This is a genomic window from Janthinobacterium paucivorans, assembly GCF_051380805.1.
Classification (GTDB): Bacteria; Pseudomonadota; Gammaproteobacteria; order Burkholderiales; family Burkholderiaceae_D; genus Janthinobacterium; species Janthinobacterium lividum_D.
Genome location: NZ_JBNYXR010000007.1, coordinates 185,739 through 203,720, shown reverse-complemented (window position 1 = coordinate 203,720; position 17,982 = coordinate 185,739). Strand labels below are relative to the sequence as shown.

The window sequence follows — 17,982 nt, the reverse complement described above, 5'->3', positions numbered from 1 at the left end:
GAATTTCCCGGCCGTTTTTTTGCGCAAAAATCGCACCATCTTCGTCCGTCCAGTCGCTAACGCATGCCATCGACCGTCATCTTCGCCTAATTGATGTAATCAGGCACCGCCACTGCGCCGCGCTTATACCTTGCGCACGACCACACAGCCAATCGAATAGCCGGCGCCAAACGAGCAGATCACGCCTGTGGCACCCGCCGCCATATCATCCTGGTATTTATGGAAGGCGATGATGGAACCGGCTGACGAGGTGTTGGCGTAGGTGTCGAGGATCACGGGCGCTTCGTTTTCTTGCGCGTCGCGGCCCAGGATCAAGCGCGCGATCAGCAGGTTCATGTTCAGGTTGGCCTGGTGCAGCCAGTAGCGGCTCACTTGCGCCACTTCCACGCCGGCCTTGGCCAGGGTCGCCTTGATCATCTCGGCTGCCATTGGACATACTTCCTTGAAGACTTTGCGGCCTTGCTGGCGGAACAGCTTATCGGCCTTGCCCATGCCGGATTCGTCAAAACGATTGAGGAAGCCAAAATTATTGCGGATGGCATTCGAAAAGCGCGTTTTGAGTTCCATGCCGATGATTTCGAACTGCTGCTGCGACACGGCCGTGTCTTTGGCTTCGACGATGATGGCGGTGCAGGCGTCGCCGAAAATGAAATGACTGTCGCGGTCGCGCCAGTTCAGGTGGCCGCTGGTGATTTCGGGATTCAAGACCAGCACGGCGCGCGCCTGGCCGCTTTGCACGGCAGCGGCAGCTTGCTGGATGCCGAAGGTGGCGGACGAGCACGCCACGTTCATGTCAAAACCATAGCCATCGATGCCCAGCGCATCCTGCACTTCCACCGCCATGGCTGGATAGGCGCGCTGCATATTGCTGCAGGCCACCAGCACCATGTCGATGTCGGCCGGTGTGCGGCCGGCGCGCGCCAAGGCGTCACGCGCGGCAGTCACGGCCATCTCGGCTTGTAAGGACAGTTCGTCATCGCCTCGCTCCGCAATGCGCGAAACCATGCGTGCCGGATCGAGAATGCCGGCCTTTTCCATCACGAAGCGCGACTTGATGCCAGACGCCTTTTCGATGAAGGCCACGCTCGACAGCTCGATCGCCGTCACCGTACCCACGGCGATCGCCTCGGCGTGATCGGCATTGAATTTTTCTGCGTAGGCATTGAAGCAGGTGACCAGTTCTTCGTTGGAGATCGAAAATGGCGGCGTATACAGTCCGGTACCGCTGATGACGACTTGTTTCATAATTAAACTTTCAAATTTGGCAATCGACGCGCTGCCGATAAGTGGAGCAAATTTTACACAAACAGACTCGACTGTAGAGAGTTTCGTGTTGCGGCAGAGCAGGAAGTGTGGCGGAAGATGGTTTTTTGTCGCGTGGACAGTGGCCGGGGGGCGGCGTGTGATGGGGGCAGACAGGGACGCCGAGTCCCGGCGGGTCTGCCCCCAAACTGCCTATTTTTTCTGTTCTTTCTTGACGTTGGCTTGCACCACCACCGGTTCGGCCTTGGTCAGTTGCACCGGCAAACCCTTCAAGTGGTTCAGCGCCTGACGCAGCTGGAAATCGTCCTGGCTGCCAAATTCCAGCGGCTTGCGGGTTTTTTCCAGGGCGATGATGCGCAATTGCTCTTCCATCTCGTCGTTGACGGGGGCGGCCTTGGCGCCGTTGTTGGCACTGCCTTGGCCGCGGTCGTTGCTCAGGTGCTTGCTCAGGTCCGCTTCGCGGATGCGTAAGCCGTTCAAGCCGTCGCCGTCCACATTCTCATCTACCAGCAAGTCGGGCACGATGCCCTTGGCCTGGATCGAGCGGCCGTTCGGCGTGTAGTAGCGGGCGGTCGTCAGCTTGACGGCGGTGTCGGCGGTCAACTGGCGGACGGTTTGCACCGAACCCTTGCCGAAGGTTGGCGTGCCGATAATGGTGGCGCGCTGGTAGTCTTGCAGCGCACCGGCGACGATTTCCGAGGCCGAGGCCGAACCCGTGTTGACCAGCACCACCAGCGGCACTTTCTTGATAGCTGCCGGCAATTTTGCCAGCGCATCGCCTTCCGAGCGGAAGCTATAGTATTCGGCGCGGCCGTAAAACACCTGCTTTGAATCGGGCAGCTGGCCATGCGTCGAGACGATGGCCGCGTCCTTCGGCAGGAAGGCGGCCGAGACGCCGATGGCGCCCTGCAGCACGCCGCCCGGATCGTTGCGCAGGTCGAGCACCATGCCCTTGATCTGCGGATCTTGCCGGTACAGGGCGGTGATCTGCGCGGCCATGTCGTCGACGGTCGGTTCCTGGAATTGCGACACGCGCAGCCAGGCGTAGCCGGGCTCTATCATTTTCGACTTCACGCTTTTTTGATGGATTTCCTCGCGCGTGATGGTGAAGGCCAAAGGTTGCGGTGCATCCTTGCGGGCAATCGTCAGCGAGACCTTGGTGCCCGGTTCGCCGCGCATGCGCTTGACGTTGTCGTCCAGGCTGACGCCTTTCACCGGCTGGCCATCGAGGCGGGTGATCAGGTCGCCGGCCTTGATGCCGGCGCGGTAGGCGGGGCTGTCCTCGATGGGCGAGACGATCTTGATATAGCCGTCTTCGCTCAGGCTAATTTCAATGCCCAGGCCGACAAACTTGCCTTCGGAACCTTCGCGCAGCTCGGCATAGGCTTTCTTGTCCAGGTAGGCGGAATGGGGGTCGAGCGAGGCGACCATGCCGGCAATGGCGTCTTCCAGCAGTTTCTTGTCTTCCACCGGCTCGACGTAGTCGGACTTGATCATGCCAAACACATCGGCCAGTTGGCGCAGCTCTGCCAGCGGCAGGGGCGGCTCGACGGTTTTTTGTGCCATGGCTGAAAATTGCAGCGACACGGCGACGCCGGCCACCACGCCCAGGCCGATCAAGCCGGTATTTTTGAGTTTGCCCATCATTGCACCTTTGCAGCTAGCGTGTCTTGCACAAGCGCCAGTCCCCGTGGAGCAGCGCTTCTTGGTGAAAGTATAGACCTGAATCTCTGGCGGCGTGGCTCGGCCGTGGAAAAAGCTCGGCTGACACCACTTTAGGCGTAAAAATGGGACTCAGCTCGCCATACATTGTACTTTTGTCGCCGATGTTTCAGGACGGCGTTGCAGTGCAAAGCGAATCAAACCGTCCTGTGGCAGCAAGCGAAGGGTAAAAGCCGGCAACTCTTTGGGGGCAGTGCGCGGGGCAAGGATGGTCAAATGTCCTGCCCGCGTGCTACATTCCTGCAGTGCCTGGCGCGGTGGGCTATCCGCCCGCAGCTATCTGCCCGGTCTTTTTGACATGCCCCATAAGGACAATCCGTGAATCGCTATCTCTTGAGCAGTCTAACCCTGAGCCTGTTGGCTGCGTTTGCCCATGCCGCCGAACCGGCATCGGCCGCATCGTCCGTGTCGGCACCGACCGTGGCGCCCAGTGTCGCACCTTCCGCGCCTGCCGCCGCTGGTGTCGTTTCCGGCATCGATGTGCAATACATCGACCCAGCCATCAGAGTGCAGGACGATTTCTTCACCCATTTGAATGGCAAGTGGCTGGCCACGGCCGAGATCCCTGCAGACAAGTCGAGCTGGGGTTCGTTCGCCAAGCTGCGCGATGACACTACGCCACAGTTGCGTGGCATCATCGAGTCGACGCAACAGGACAAGCACAAGAAGGCCGGTTCCGAAGCGCAGAAAATCGGCGACTTGTACGCCAGCTACATGGATGAAGCCCGCCTCGATGCGCTGGGCACGAAGCCGCTGGCAGGCGAACTGAACCGTATTCGCTCGCTGCGCGACAAGAAGGGCGTGCCCGCCCTGATCGCGCACCTGAGCCAGGTGGGTGTGTCGACGCCCTACGCCGTGTATGTGGGCCAGGACGCCCGTGCCTCGACGAAATATGCAGCGTATGTGAGCCAAAGCGGCTTGGGCATGCCCGACCGCGACTATTATCTGGAAGCCAAGCAGGCTGGCGTCAAAGAGAAATACCAGGCGCACGTGGAAAAAATGCTGGCCATGGCCGGCGACAAGAACGCCGCCGCGCGCGCCAAGGCTGTGGTGGCCCTGGAAACATCGCTGGCGGCAGCGCAATGGACCAAGGTCGAGAACCGCGACCCCGTCAAACGCTACAACAAGACCGACATCAGCAAGCTGAACGACCTCACTCCCGGCTACGACTTGAAAGCAGGCCTGGCCGCCCAGGGTATCGCCAACAAGGTTGATTACGTCATCGTCAACCAGCCGAGCTACCTGGCCGGCTACAACAAGGTGCTGGCGTCAAGCGACCTGGATACCCTGAAAGCCTATTTCGAATGGCAATTGCTGCGTAGCTACGCCAGCTATCTGTCGAAAAACTTCGTCGATGAAAGCTTTGCCTTCTATGGCACGGTGCTCAGCGGCACGACGGAAAACCAGCCGCGCTGGAAGCGTGGCGTGGGCGCTGTTGAAGTCGTACTGGGCGAAGCCGTAGGCAAACTGTATGTGGCGCAATATTTCCCGGCAGAGCGCAAGGCGCGCATGCAGGAACTGGTGAAAAACGTGTTGGCGGCCTACAAAGACAGTATCGACACGCTGGACTGGATGAGCCCGGAGACCAAGAAAGAAGCGCAAGCCAAGCTGGCCAAGTTTACGCCGAAGATCGGCTATCCGAACCAATGGCGTGATTATTCGAGGCTGCAAATCGTGCACGGTGACTTGGTGGGTAACATGATGCGTGCAGCGAACTTCGCTTCGGCGCGCCAGGTAGCCAAGCTCGGCAAGCCGATCGACCGCGAAGAGTGGGGCATGACGCCGCAAACGGTGAACGCCTATTACAGCTCGACGATGAATGAAATCGTCTTCCCTGCATCCATCCTGCAGCCGCCGTTCTTTGACGCCAACGCCGACGATGCGGTCAACTATGGCGCCATCGGCGCCGTCATCGGCCATGAAATCAGCCACGGTTTCGACGACAAGGGTAGCCAGTCCGATGGCGATGGCAATCTGCGCGATTGGTGGACTGCGGCCGACCGCAAGAATTTTTCGGCCAAGGCCGATGCGCTCACCAAGCAATACGACGGCTATAGCCCATTGCCTGGCTACCACGTCAATGGCGCGCTGACCCTGGGCGAGAACATCGCCGACAACTCGGGTGTGGCGATCGCGTACAAAGCCTACAAGATTTCGCTGGGCGGCAAGCCGGCACCCGTGCTCGATGGCTTGACGGGCGATCAGCGTTTCTACATGGGCTTTGGCCAGGTATGGCGCAGCAAGATGCGCGAAGCGCAGCAAATCGTGCAGATCAAGACCGATCCCCATTCGCCGGGCCAGTACCGCGCCAATGGCACCATGGTCAACCAGCCAGGCTTCTATGAAGCGTTTGACGTGAAACCGGGCGACAAGATGTATGTCGCCCCGGAAAACCGCGTCATCATCTGGTAAGCCCTGCCGTGATGAAAACGTAATCTCGTAGCAACAGAAGAGACCACCTCGCGTGGTCTTTTTTGTATTTTGGACAAAGTTTTTTCTGGCGTTTCGGCTGGTATGCTACAGTCAAAAACCGGGCCAGAAGCCTCGGGCATTCTGACCCTAATATTTCCACACAATACAATATTGAGGATTACCGTGAATCGTTATTTGTTAAGTGCACTGACCCTGAGTTTGCTGGCCGGCGTGTCCGGCATGGCTGGCGCTGCCGATGCCGCCAAGAAAGCCGCTGCGGCGCCTGTCACCGCCAAGGCTGCCGCGCCGGCGGCGCTGACGTCCGGCATCGCCATCGAATATGTCGACCCTGCCGTGCGCGTGCAGGACGATCTGTTCCAGCATTTGAATGGGAAATGGCTGGCGGAAACCGTGATTCCTGCCGACAAGTCGAGCTGGGGCAGCTTTGCCAAGCTGGCCGACGATACGCAAACCCAGTTGCGCGGCATCGTCGAAGGCGCGGCTGCCGACAAGGCCCGCGCGGCCGGGTCGAATGCCCAGAAAATCGGTGATTTCTATACCAGCTTCATGGACGAAGCCAAGCTGGAAAGCCTGGGCTTGACGCCATTGAACGCCGAGCTGGCGAAGATCGCCGCGCTCCAGGATAAGGCCGAATTGCCGGCCGTGATAGCCCACTTCAGCAAGCTGGGCGTGACCTCGCCGTACGACTTTGGCATCCACCAGGACGCCAAGGATTCCACCAAATACGTGGCTGACATCGTGCAAAGCGGCCTGGGCTTGCCTGACCGCGATTATTACCTGGAAGAGGGCAAGGCCGATACGCGCGCGAAATACCTGGCGCACGTGGAAAAAATGCTCAGCTTGTCCGGCGACGCGAACGCTGCCGCGAATGCGAAAGCCATTGTGGCGCTGGAAACGGACTTGGCCAAGGCGCAATGGAGCAATGTGCAGAACCGCGATCCCGTCAAGAACTACAACAAGGTCGAGCTGGCGAAACTGGCCGCCATGGCGCCAGGCTACGACTGGGCTCGCTACCTGAAGGAAACTGGCATCGCCGGCAAGGTAAATTATGTGATCGTCAGCCAGCCCAGCTATCTGAAAGGCTTCGCCGAGATCGCCAACAAGACGCCGCTGCAGACGTGGAAAGCGTATTTCCAATGGCATTTGCTGCATGCCAACGCTGGCTACCTGCCGAAAGCTTATGTCGATGAAAACTTCGCGTTCTACGGCACTACCCTGACGGGGGTGACGGAAATGCGTCCGCGTTGGAAACGTGGCGTGGGCGCCGTCGAAGGTGCGTTGGGCGAAGCCGTGGGCCAGCTGTACGTGGAGCAATATTTCCCGGCCGAACGCAAAGTGCGCATGGAAGCGCTGGTGAAAAACCTGATGACGGCTTACAAGCAAAGCATTGATCAGCTCGACTGGATGAGCCCGGTCACCAAGAAACAGGCGCAGATCAAGCTGGCCAAGTTCACTACCAAGATCGGCTATCCGAACAAATGGCGCGATTACTCGGGCCTGACGGTGGCGCCGGATGATTTGATCGGCAATATCCAGCGTTCGCATCTGCTCAACTATAACCGCGAATTGAACAAGCTGGGCCAGCCTATCGACCGCGACGAGTGGGGCATGACGCCGCAAACCGTGAACGCCTATTACAACCCTGAGCTGAACGAAATCGTCTTCCCGGCCGCCATCCTGCAAGCGCCGTTTTTTGACGCCAACGCCGACGATGCCGTCAACTATGGCGCCATCGGCGGCGTGATCGGCCACGAAATCAGCCACGGCTTCGACGACCAGGGCGCTCAGTACGATGGCGATGGCAACCTGCGCGACTGGTGGACCAAGGCCGACCATAAAAACTTCGCCAAGAAAACCAAGCAGTTGGTGGCGCAGTACAACAGCTTCAGCCCCGTCAAGGGCCAATTCGTCAATGGCGAACTGACCCTAGGCGAAAACATCGCCGACAATTCCGGCGTGGCGATCGCCTATAAAGCGTACAAATTGTCGCTCAATGGCAAGAAAGCCCCCGTCATCGACGGTTTCACGGGCGAGCAGCGCTTCTATGCGGGCTTTGCCCAGGTATGGCGCATGAAGATGCGCGAAGCGCAGCAACTGGTCTTGCTGAAAACGGACCCGCACTCGCCAGGCCAGTTCCGCGCCAATGGTACCATGCGCAACCAGCCCGGCTTCTACCAAGCCTTCGACGTAAAACCGGGCGACAAGATGTATTTGCCACCGAAAGACCGCGTCATCATGTGGTAAGACGCTAGTCCCAGGCATCAGTTGCCAGCCGCCCCGCGCAAGCCGGGCGGTTTTTTTACGTCGTGTGATCTGCCATAAACTGCGGGCGAAAAAAAACCGCCCAGATGGGCGGTTCTTGGTTCAGCGCACTGGCTCAATTATTTGGCAGGCTCGGCTGCAGGAGCGGCGCCATCGGCTGCTGCTGCCGGTGCCGGCACTTCCGGTTCCTTGAACTTGCCGCCCGACGCGTTGGCCAGGTAGACCACGGCGCGCGCCACTTCCACATCGTCGAGGTCCGGATTGCCGCCCTTGGCAGGCATCGCGCGCAAGCCTTCGATCGCGTGTTTCACGAGCGTATCGTAGCCTTGGGCGAGGCGAACCGACCAACCGCCCGCATCGCCAAACTTCGGTGCACCGGCCACGCCAGCGCCATGGCACGCCACGCAGGTCGCCGTGTAGACGGCTTCGCCGCCTTGCAGCACCTTCGGACCGCTGGCATCCTTGAAGGTAAAGCCCGCATTAGCCACTGGACTCAAACGCTCGGCAATGGCTTCCGGCGACTGGCTGTCCGTACCGGCGCCCGTCAGTTTTTGCGCCGTGACGAACTGCACCAGCAAGATGATGCCGATGACGGTGATGAGGAAGAAGCCTGCTACGGCGGCAAGCAACTGTTTAGGCGTTTTGATCGCTGATTGTTGTTCGTTATGTGCGTCGCTCATGATGTCCTTAGTCCAGATTTGAAACTGATGGCCGTGTAAGGTAGCATTTTTACATGCTTGTATGTAAACCTTTATGTATCCCATAATTATAGGCACAAAAATTGAGCAGTGACATGCAATTGCCGGCGATACGACAGTTTCCGTAGACGTAGGTAAAGAAAAACGGTATCCTTCGCTTCACTTCAGAAATTCCCCCTACGCGGCTGTAGCTCAGTGGATAGAGTATTGGCCTCCGAAGCCAAGGGTCGTGGGTTCGATCCCCGCCAGCCGCACCAAGATTTTTCAATAAATTCAATGAGTTAAACAGTGCGCAATATTGCATATTGATGCGGTATTTTGCAGAAATTGGCACAGTGAGTGTGCCAATATTGTGCCAAGCTTTGTGGGCTATTAACTACAATGAGTTGGCATACTGATTTAGCTATCGGGATGTATACCGTCGCCTTCATCTGGCATCCAGGGATTCACCTTGGCCGACTGCGCTCTGATTCGATTCTCGTAGCTCTCAAAAATTACTCTGTTTGAGTAGATGCTAATTTCCCGATCCCATGAAAGCGCGTCCAGCCTTTCCCAATCACGCTCCCATTCCTTCTGGTTGTCGTAGGCGCTGCTTGTGCCGGCCATTTTGTCTTGCATCATCACGCAGTGTGCCAAGTATTCTTTCGCACTAGCGGCACGGGCGACGCCATCTTCTGGCCAGGTTGTCGAATTTGGCAGTGTCTTCGGGAAGGTATGGCCGTACTCGCTGTCAGTGATACCCGTTGCCAGCCAAAACGCGTAGTGAGGCCATAGTCTACCTGCCGCTTCAATCATTTTCCCGCTCGGCGGTGCGTCGTCCTTATCCCACCAAGTCTGCCAGGTATTCCGCGAGATACCGCTTTTCTTCTGGAGCCATCCAAAGCGCCCAGCTTCGTCCGTCTCAGCAACGATGATTCCTTTCAACCGTGCATGAATCGGCATTACTTCAAACAAGAATTTTTTCATATCAGTTTTGCTTGACGTTAGGAAACACTGCCGATACTATGACACTTATGCCGTAAATACGGCATAATTATGAAAAGTACGGCAAGAAGGTGGTTTTTTGCGTACCGTTGGCTTTGTGGCCATCGATTCTTGCCGATTATGAGTCTTGTGGCGGTGATTGTCACTGCCGAGCTAGAAAGCACCAGATGATTGAGTTGTTGGACGTCTCGCAAATTGCAACTTTGCTCAGGAAAACGGTTCCTTCCATCCGCAGTGACGTGTGCAGAAACCCGTCGGCTCTTCCCCCTAGATGCAAACTCCCTGGTTCCCGACGACTGCTTTGGCGCGCTGAAGATGTAAGCACCTGGCTTGCCGCTTGCGTTGAAACTCACCCGAATGTGTCCTCGCCACTATCTCTTCTGGCGTCAAACGAACCTAAGCGTCGTGGTCGTCCTAGGAAAACAGAGGTACACGCATGAGACCAGTACGCAATTCCCTTATTAAAAGCCGCCATAAGGAGGCATTCAGCCCCTATGCAGAAGCATCCGGGTGCTCCACCCAGGCTCGATCCGTCAAATCGCAAATTTACAGTGTCGGCAAACTGTCGGCCGCCAGCGCCGACCGTACCGCCAGCGCTACCGCACTGCCGGAACGGATCGGCGTTGAGGCCGAAAAGGCTAGGAAAGTGCCGCAAATCGCACATGTGAGCGCCACAGAATGTTGCTCCCTTAATAACATGGAGGAAAACCTAGTAGGCGCCAAGTCTGAATATTGGGAGAGTGTTTGCGACGAAGATTTTGGAGATGTGAAGCTGGTGTTGACCGGTAAAGGCGAAACCAAGACATTGCTTGTCCGCGTTCCCTCAGCAGCTCAATGTTGCGTAATAGATTGGATTAATTGCACTGTTTCGGAAGATACATGGTCAAACACAGCAGGGCGAACCCTAATTACTGATGATGAGTATGTGGAAGAAGCAAGTCGACAACTAGAGAAAATTTTCGGTTTTGGCGTTACCACGCATCGGGGGCAGAAATTGAACTTTTATGCTGACTCATGGGTGTTGGGGGACGGTATGGGATTTGTTTGCTTTGGAAAGCAAAACAGAACCATGTTGATCATGCTCTCTGGGCAGGGCTGTGCTAGCGCCACCATTGGTTGGGAGCGACGGATGTATGAGTTTTTGACCACGGTAGCGGTGCGTCCATCTATTTCACGTATCGATCTCGCGCATGATGACTTTGACGGATCTTACTTGTCTGTTGATTGGGCGTATCAGCAGTGGAAAGAAGGGAATTTTAGTTTTAGGCAAGGGGGGCGTCCGCCGGAAATTCAAAAGCTTGGCAACTGGGATCGACCGAGCGGCAAGGGACGTACCTTGACAATTGGTCAGCGCTCCTCCAGCAAATTTTGTCGTTTCTATGAGAAGGGCAAAAAGGAAGGGGACAAGGAGTCTTCGTGGTGCCGATGTGAGGTGGAATTTAAAAATACCAACACAGTCATTAATCCTGAAGTTTTGCTGAATCCGGGGAAATTCTTCGTCGGCGCGTATCCGGGATTTTCCGCATTTGCGAAAACCGATACTCCAGCACGCATGGAGGTTAAAGCGCGTGCACTACACATAACGATGGATGATTCTGTGGAAATTACGAAGAGACAGTTCGGTAAATATATCCGTGTGTTTCGTGCCACTTATGGCGACCAAGAAACGCTCGCGCTGATCACCAATGCGGATGAAGAGGCCTTTCCTAAGCGTCTCAAACCCTTTTTGAGTTTTCACGATTCGGGTCCCGTCCCCATCCACAAACAGATTAAACCAGTCGTTCCAGACTTTACTCAATTTCCAATAAGCCCCCCATTTTTTGGCCTCAATGGGGAACGGGCTCGTCTGTAGGTCGTATCAAAAAAAATCTAGGATAAAAAATGAAATTTAGCTCAACCATCAAAGTAACAGGTATGAAGTTCTCCAAAGGCACGATGGACAACGGCCAGGCGTTCGATAGCACGAAAGTGTTTGTCGAAACGGAGCTGGACAGCAGTAAAGACACTGCTATGGGGACGGCATGCGCCGAGTACGGGCTGGGCAAGGCGGAGGAGTACCAGAAATACAAACACCTTGCCGATGCTTTTCCCTTCATGGCCATCGCTGACATGGAAATTGTCACGAATGGGAAAACGCAAAAAACCATCATTCATGCATTGAAGCCGATCGAGCCTGCAAAGCCTTCCGGCCAGGGTGTCAAAAATGTGGCCGCATAGGCCGGAAGTCAAGTTCATCGTCCAAGACAAGGAATCGGCATTGTTCTTAATGCCTTGCGAAGGGGATGTGGGCTTCACTCCCTGGGCGCATGAGGCCGGACGATTTGATGGTTTTTCCGAAGCTGTCGACACGGCCGCATTGAATTGCCACGAAGGATATTTCGTGACACAGGTGCTTCAGAAGGAGGAGCAATGGCGACCGGATCAATTCAAACCATTTTAATTTGTGGAGCTGCAGCGTCTTCACAGGCGCCGTGTCCTGAAGGCATGGGATTAATGACGATGCAGGGGTATGTGGTTGACGCTTCACAGGCAGCAGGTATGGAGGCACAAAACGCTCCTTTCGACTATGCGTATGCAGCAGGTATTTGGTCCATGGCCTTCACTTTTGTCGTGGCGCTATACCTGGTGAGCAAATCGGCTGGAACCATTCTTAACGCAATTCGAAGTTTGTAATACTGCCCCGGCAGTTTCCGGGTTTTTAAGGAGTTTTAAATGAACAAGAACATTCAACGTGGTTTGGCTTTTACTGGCGCTTTGGGTATGTCGGCGATGGCTTCGGCACAGGCTGCAGGTGGTCCAGATATGAGCGGCCTGACTGGCGCTGTCGATTTCGGCACTGTGACCACTGCAATTATGGCGATTGCCGGTCTGCTGGCAGTTGTGTACGTAGCGGTCAAGGGCGCTCGCATTGGCTTGTCGATGCTGCGCGGCTAATCACGTTTTTTACAGATTGCAGTAGGTAGTTAGGGGGAGCTGCTCGGCTCCCTCTTTATTTTTGGGGACAACTATGTTTCGTTTAGATTTTGCACGATGACTATTAACCAGCTCTGGTATTTCGGTGTGTTCGTCTGGGGCCTCGTATCCGCGTGGGCTGTCATCGAAGGTTTGAAGGAGTAGTGCGATGGAAACTTTTTTTTGTGATGTAGCGTTGCCCCTACTGGTCGTAGGTTACTTGTCATCGGTAGCGTACTGCGCTTCGTCGGAATTCTGTATGAGCAGGTGGAGCGATCCATGGATATTGGGCGTGCTTCTACCTTTGCATTGGGCATTTGTTCAAGGAAAAGTCCTGGCAGGTGTGCTGTTTTCAGTCTTCCTGTTTTGTGGCCTGCCTGTAAGTGTCGTTTGGCTACTTCGGACGACTTTTCGCTACCTTAAGGCTACGTTATGAAGAAAATTTTGTACTTGCTGCTAGTAAAAAAAGTGGTGCTGATTTTTTCGATTCTATGCATGCTGGGGCACCAGCAAGTAAACGCCCAGGCCCTGCCCGTGCCGGTCGCTAACTTTGTAGTGAATCGTGCTGTGGCTGGAGTGATTACGAGGGCAGCTATCGCGCGCGGATTTGCGGCCAATGATCCGCGTATTGCTGCAACGCTTGCGGGGGTTGGTAGCTCGATGACAGCTGTTAACGTGGCATCCACAATTGCTGGCGTTGGCTTGGGAATCGCAGGGGCGCCGGTGTGGTTGACCATTGCGGGTGGGCTGGCGGTACTTGGTGTTGGCGCTGCGATTATTGCGGGCAACAGCCGAATTTCGATTGAAAGCGTGGGTTCTGGCAATAAATTGCGAGTTGATCAGCCTGCTGTAGAAGCTGAAAAATACTTAGCTCCCGTAGTTGTTGATCAGACGCAAATGTGGCAACGCGCCCTTGCCGCTGGCGCACCTATCTATCGGAATCCAACTAATTGCTATACCAATGAGTCATGCTATGCACTGCCACTCATGCCAACTACTGCGGGCTTTAAGTATTATGCGGACTCATATGGTGCTAAAACAATATTGTTCACCCCTAATATCAATGACTATGCGCGATGGTATACATTTCTGACGAAGCCGATTGTAACTATACGACCAGGTGTCATTTACACATGGGATCTCGTGAGTGTCGAGCAGGTCTACAATAGCGTAGGCGGCTCACAGGTCACAATACAGATTCGAGAAGGGCAATCTGGGGGCGATCCGCTATATTCAACGCCATATTCTCGTGTCAATACATATAATGCTGTTGGACAAGTTATTGGCGACATAGGGCCGACCTGGTACGACAACTTGTTTATTGCCGCCTCAAGTATGCCGGCCTCCGTCAAGTCATCGCGCTTGTCCCAAGACACCTTGGCGAAGTTGGCCGATAAGGCGTGGCAAAGTGCCGCAGCACAACCAGGTTATACGGGCCTGCCATACTCCTATACGCAACCCGTTACTGCAGTGGATGTCGCGCCATGGGTGAATGATAATCCGGCGTCTATACCGACGATTGGTGACATGTTGGTTCCGGCAAATAATCCTGGTACAAATTTAGTGCCCATATCGCCGACCATTTATCCAACCACATCACCTGGCCCCAATCCGATTCCAAACCCGAATCCAGTTCCAGGACCGTCCCCGACGCCTACTACTGGCGATGTAAATGTAATCAATACGGTGAAGGTAGATTTCGGTCCCGATCCACTGATACCTACGCCAACACTTGAGAGCACGCCCACTGCCAGTGCGATTCTGAAGCCGCTAATCGATCTCTTTCCTTCGCTGCGGACTTTCGTAGTGCCGTCACATGCCTCCGAGTGCCCAAAGCCAACCTTTGATGTGTTCGCACAAAGCGTGGTCATGGACACGCATTGTCAGGTGCTTGACTCGGTGAAACCAACCTTGTCGGCGGTGATGGCATTCGTTTGGGGTGTTGCCGGCCTGTTCATCATTCTTGGCGCATAAGGGCAGGGATATGTACGCGATTCTCTTCTCTGCCGTCAATGCGCTGTTGGGCTTTGTGTTCCGCTCAGTGCTTATCAAGTTCGTCGTGTTTTTCGCGCTATTTTTTATCGTGACGGAATTTATCGAGGTGCTTTCCCCGATGCTCCCGGATGGCGCTGCTCTGGATGGAGCGCTCGGGGGGATTCCTTCCAGCGTTTGGTATTTTTTAGACCTTTTCAATGTGTCTGCAGGCATCCCTATTTTGCTGTCGGCGTGGGTGACACGCTTCATCATTCGCCGCTTGCCAGTGATCGGATAATGCTATGAATTTCTCTTGTGTCGAGCTGCGGGCGGGTCTGTTCGTAAGTGCTCAGGTCTTGGCCTCCCAATGCATCACTCTCATGGCGACGTGCTTGCTTACCTGTGTGGTGCTACATGCCAATTAATGTCTATACGGGGTTGATGCGATCAGGTAAGAGTTATGAGGTGGTGTCAGAGGTCATCGTTCCGGCAGTGAGATCTGGCCGCCGTGTCGTGACAAATGTAGATGGAATTTCTGAAGAAAGAATTCTCGAATACCTCGCGCAGAGTTGCCCACATGACGATCCAGAGCTGTATGGCTGTATTGTTCACGTGGACAATAGTCAGGTCTTCGATTCGGAATTCTTCCCTTATTACGATGACCATAAGGGATCGCACACCGATACTTTGGTAAGGCCTGGCGACTTGGTCTGCATAGACGAAGCATGGCGCTTCTGGGGGGCGACTGACTGCAAACTACACAAAAACCATAAGTCTTTTTTCCTTGAACATGGCCATTTCACCAATGAGAAAACTAACGTTGCATGTGACCTGGTATTGATGATTCAGGACATGAGCAATCTGCATCGTTTCGTCAAGGCAGTGGTGGCGTTCAATTTCCGGACTCATAAGAAAGTCGCTCTGGGTTTGGGGAACACGTACAGTCTAACCATGTGGGAGGGCTACAAGCAGTCGCGAACTTCACAAGTTGGGAGCTGGGTTCGTAAGTACCGTAAGGAGGTGTTTCCTCTGTATTCAAGTTTCAAGGGCGGTGCGCAAGGTGTCATGGTTAATGCTGACAAGCGCATGAACATCTTCGCTGGTAAAAAGCTGTGGGGCATGATGGCGTTGCTAGTCGTTGGTGGTGGACTTTGCTTTTATAACGTCCTAAAGTTTTTCAATCCGGTTGCTGTTCCTTCAGTTGCAGCGAGTCCCACGAAAACGCACGCTGTTGGCATTCCGTCTGGGCCTGATGCTTCTCAACGCTTACTGCCTGTGGGGAGCGTGGCGGGCCGTTCAGTGGCCTTCAGCGAGGTTTGGCGAATCACTGGTGTGCTTAATTCCAACGGCAAGAGTTGGGTCGTCTTGGTTAATAGCGCCGGCGCGGTCCGTGTGGAATCGCCATCCGTGTTCCACAACGAAGGCATGGTGCGTATGGGCGAAGTGGATGGCGCCAAGGTAACGGTTTGGTCTGGTGCCCCATTGCCGAAGGTAGGCAGCTTTCTTTCCGCACCTAATAGCGGTGTGAGGTAAGAAATGAAGAAGCTACTCATATTTTTGTTGTTCGGAATTTCTGGTGCTTCCTTTGCGAGAGTGAGTACAGTGCCGGAGCCACCCGACAATACGAGCTTCGACTTTCGCAGCTTGAACGTGGCGCAGGCCGTGCAGCTCATTTACGCCGAAGCCCTTAAAGAAGCTTACGTGATTGACCCGGAAGTGTTATCTGATCAGCGCAATGTGTCATTTCGGTACGATAGTGCCAAGGGCGAATTACGTCTGTTTATCAAGTCCTTCCTCGATTCTCTCGGTCTGGAGGTTGTTCGTCGCAACGGCGTTGATTTCGTTGCCAAGAAATTGGCCAGGGAGGTATCGATAGAGGACCCGGAGATTTTTGTGTATCGACCTCAGCATCGGGGCGGTTCGTATCTTGTGGATCTGCTTTCACCACTGGTCAAGGGCCAGTTCACCGCACGGCGAACCATCCGCGCTACAGAGGGGGAAAAGTCGCCACAGGCATTCAGTCCTCCTGGATCGGCGGCGGCATCGATAGACCGCGAGAGCGATATGCTTGTTTTCTCCGGCTCAAAAGCGGAAATTAAATTGCTCGCCAAGATGCTTCCGCAGGTTGATGTACCATTGGGCGAGGTTGTCATCAAAGCGTATATGTACGAGGTTGGTAGCAATGACAGCGATGCGTCTGCACTTGGTCTGGTGCTCTCCGCTTTAGGCGGCAAGATTCAAGTAGGAATTGGTACAAATACCTTAGAGAATTTGCTCCGCCTGAAGACCAGTTCGATTGACCTGGTTGCCTCGGCGCTAAAATCTGACGGTCGCTTCAAGGTCGTCACATCACCATATCAGCGTGTGCGGTCAGGCAAGACTGCTCGTTTCGTGTCGGGATCACAGGTCTCAATTTTGGGGGCTATCATGACGCACCAGAACGGTTCTACTCAGCAGTCATACGACCGTATAGAGTCGGGGACGATACTTGAGATTTCACCTGTTGTGAGGGATCAGGGAGTAGACATTGATCTGTTTCAGCAGGTGTCGTCTTTCGTCAATATTGACGGTAACTCTCAGCCTACCTTGAACAAGCGTGAGCTACGTACATCGTTGACTGTGCGGGACGGTGAAGTGGTTGTGATTGCCGGCCTGGACGATATGAAGGAGGATGATTCTCGTTCTGGCCTGTCGTTCTTACCGTTCGCGCTTGCAAAGAGCCGAAGCGTGCGCAAGTCCCAACTCGTGCTTGTGATGGAGGTAACACGCATTGACGCGACGGACGACCTTGGCCGAAAATTTTAGCCGCTAAAATTGCTGGTTTTTTATGGGTCAAACCTCGAATACCTCACCAAATCCACGTTGTCTCAAGAGGCGCGCGTGGTGTAGCACGGCCATCGTAGCGGATTGTAGGCTCTCATTTCAAGGTTTGACCCAGATTTTTGTTTTTACGGGTTAGCTCGCTTTGCTAGCTGAGGTCTGTAAAAAGGGCATTAGAGGCTCGCTAGGGCTGGAGCGAAGCGGAACCCTTTTGCCTGACGGTGGCATGTAGGAGCGTTTTGGCCTGTCGTCCCGGCCAGCGACGATGCCGGCCGGTTGTTGTCGTAAGTTTGGAGCTCCGTATGCTCAGGGGCGTGGCTCAATAGCAGAAACGGAGTTCATCATGTTCAAGAACGGTATGCGTCCTGTTCACCCAGGCGAAATCCCTTCGGCTAGAGCGCTTGGTAGTGAGGCTCAAGGTTGGTTGAACCTGCATCTGGCCTTTCGTTTATACCGTTTTCTCTTTCAAGCAGCAGAAGCCGACGCAAGTCTCAGCAGGTGGTAGTGATGGAGGTGACACGCATCAAGACACTGGCTGGAACGGAGAGCACAAACTTTATCCGCTAAATTTTTGGAGGTATTATGTTGACTCATGAGGTAGTTTTTTTGCGAATGACGAACAGCTAGATCAGTTGCGATACGCATTGGTTGATCGTATTCATGACCTTGAACGGCTCGTTTCGGAAGGCGATAGTATTGATGCATGTTTGCAGTCAGCATTGGACGATACAAGACAGGTAGCCGTGGCTCTTGATGTCAAGATAGGGTCTTTATTGGTGCCGTAGAGCAATGTGTTCTCGGTAGTCGAACAGTTGAAAGTTCCTATTAAAAGTGTCTTTTTCATATCACTTTCTTTTCATTTTTACAATTGACA

General features: G+C 54.6%; 14 protein-coding genes and 1 tRNA gene. 11 read left to right on the top strand and 4 right to left on the bottom strand.

The features are described from left to right. Positions 1 to 123: 123 nt before the first annotated feature. Both ACQ4V8_RS11240 and ACQ4V8_RS11235 read right to left on the bottom strand, forming a co-directional pair. The gene (locus tag ACQ4V8_RS11240) at positions 124 to 1,245 is read right to left on the bottom strand and encodes a beta-ketoacyl-ACP synthase III (RefSeq protein WP_070346025.1); all 1,122 of its coding nucleotides are present in this window, start codon (positions 1,243 to 1,245) and stop codon (positions 124 to 126) included. Positions 1,246 to 1,455: 210 nt separating this feature from the next. Then, entirely contained in the window at positions 1,456 to 2,910 is a 1,455-nt protein-coding gene (locus tag ACQ4V8_RS11235) for a S41 family peptidase (protein ID WP_010393595.1), read from the bottom strand. Between the two features lie 393 nt (positions 2,911 to 3,303). On the opposite strand from ACQ4V8_RS11235, the gene ACQ4V8_RS11230 reads away from it, so the two are divergent. Next, positions 3,304 to 5,397, top strand: coding sequence for a M13 family metallopeptidase (locus tag ACQ4V8_RS11230; RefSeq protein ID WP_029496070.1), 2,094 nt, complete (start codon positions 3,304 to 3,306; stop codon positions 5,395 to 5,397). A gap of 183 nt (positions 5,398 to 5,580) precedes the next feature. After that, entirely contained in the window at positions 5,581 to 7,662 is a 2,082-nt protein-coding gene (locus ACQ4V8_RS11225; protein WP_436571475.1) for a M13 family metallopeptidase, read from the top strand. A 137-nt stretch (positions 7,663 to 7,799) separates the two neighbouring features. Here ACQ4V8_RS11225 and ACQ4V8_RS11220 read toward each other — a convergent pair whose 3' ends face one another. Continuing rightward, positions 7,800 to 8,360: a c-type cytochrome gene (locus tag ACQ4V8_RS11220; protein ID WP_010393586.1), complete on the bottom strand. Its 561-nt coding sequence runs from the start codon at positions 8,358 to 8,360 to the stop codon at positions 7,800 to 7,802. 199 nt (positions 8,361 to 8,559) lie between these two features. Here ACQ4V8_RS11220 and ACQ4V8_RS11215 point away from each other — a divergent pair. Further along, positions 8,560 to 8,635 (top strand) — tRNA-Arg (locus ACQ4V8_RS11215). Between the two features lie 142 nt (positions 8,636 to 8,777). Here ACQ4V8_RS11215 and ACQ4V8_RS11210 read toward each other — a convergent pair. Then, positions 8,778 to 9,344: a hypothetical protein gene (locus ACQ4V8_RS11210; RefSeq protein ID WP_436571474.1), complete on the bottom strand. Its 567-nt coding sequence runs from the start codon at positions 9,342 to 9,344 to the stop codon at positions 8,778 to 8,780. 454 nt (positions 9,345 to 9,798) lie between these two features. Between ACQ4V8_RS11210 and ACQ4V8_RS11205 the strand changes: the two genes are divergently transcribed. The 8 genes from ACQ4V8_RS11205 to ACQ4V8_RS11170 all read left to right on the top strand — a co-directional run bounded on the left by ACQ4V8_RS11205 (position 9,799) and on the right by ACQ4V8_RS11170 (position 17,093). Next, a complete protein-coding gene (locus ACQ4V8_RS11205; protein WP_436571473.1) occupies positions 9,799 to 11,214 on the top strand; it encodes a replication initiation factor domain-containing protein in 1,416 nt (471 codons plus the stop codon). 29 nt (positions 11,215 to 11,243) lie between these two features. Then, positions 11,244 to 11,579, top strand: coding sequence for a hypothetical protein (locus tag ACQ4V8_RS11200; protein ID WP_436571472.1), 336 nt, complete (start codon positions 11,244 to 11,246; stop codon positions 11,577 to 11,579). Between the two features lie 192 nt (positions 11,580 to 11,771). Continuing rightward, on the top strand, positions 11,772 to 12,035 hold the full coding sequence (locus ACQ4V8_RS11195) for a hypothetical protein (protein ID WP_436571471.1): 264 nt from the start codon (positions 11,772 to 11,774) through the stop codon (positions 12,033 to 12,035). A gap of 39 nt (positions 12,036 to 12,074) precedes the next feature. Beyond that, a complete protein-coding gene (locus ACQ4V8_RS11190) occupies positions 12,075 to 12,296 on the top strand; it encodes a hypothetical protein (RefSeq protein ID WP_436571470.1) in 222 nt (73 codons plus the stop codon). Between the two features lie 450 nt (positions 12,297 to 12,746). After that, positions 12,747 to 14,288 carry a hypothetical protein gene (locus tag ACQ4V8_RS11185; protein WP_436571469.1) on the top strand — a complete coding sequence of 514 codons (1,542 nt, stop codon included), beginning with the start codon at positions 12,747 to 12,749 and terminating at the stop codon, positions 14,286 to 14,288. A gap of 10 nt (positions 14,289 to 14,298) precedes the next feature. Then, positions 14,299 to 14,586 carry a DUF2523 family protein gene (locus ACQ4V8_RS11180; protein ID WP_436571468.1) on the top strand — a complete coding sequence of 96 codons (288 nt, stop codon included), beginning with the start codon at positions 14,299 to 14,301 and terminating at the stop codon, positions 14,584 to 14,586. Between the two features lie 116 nt (positions 14,587 to 14,702). Beyond that, on the top strand, positions 14,703 to 15,821 hold the full coding sequence (locus ACQ4V8_RS11175; protein WP_436571467.1) for a zonular occludens toxin domain-containing protein: 1,119 nt from the start codon (positions 14,703 to 14,705) through the stop codon (positions 15,819 to 15,821). Positions 15,822 to 15,824: 3 nt separating this feature from the next. Next, positions 15,825 to 17,093: a type II secretion system protein GspD gene (locus ACQ4V8_RS11170; protein WP_436571466.1), complete on the top strand. Its 1,269-nt coding sequence runs from the start codon at positions 15,825 to 15,827 to the stop codon at positions 17,091 to 17,093. Positions 17,094 to 17,982: the final 889 nt, after the last annotated feature.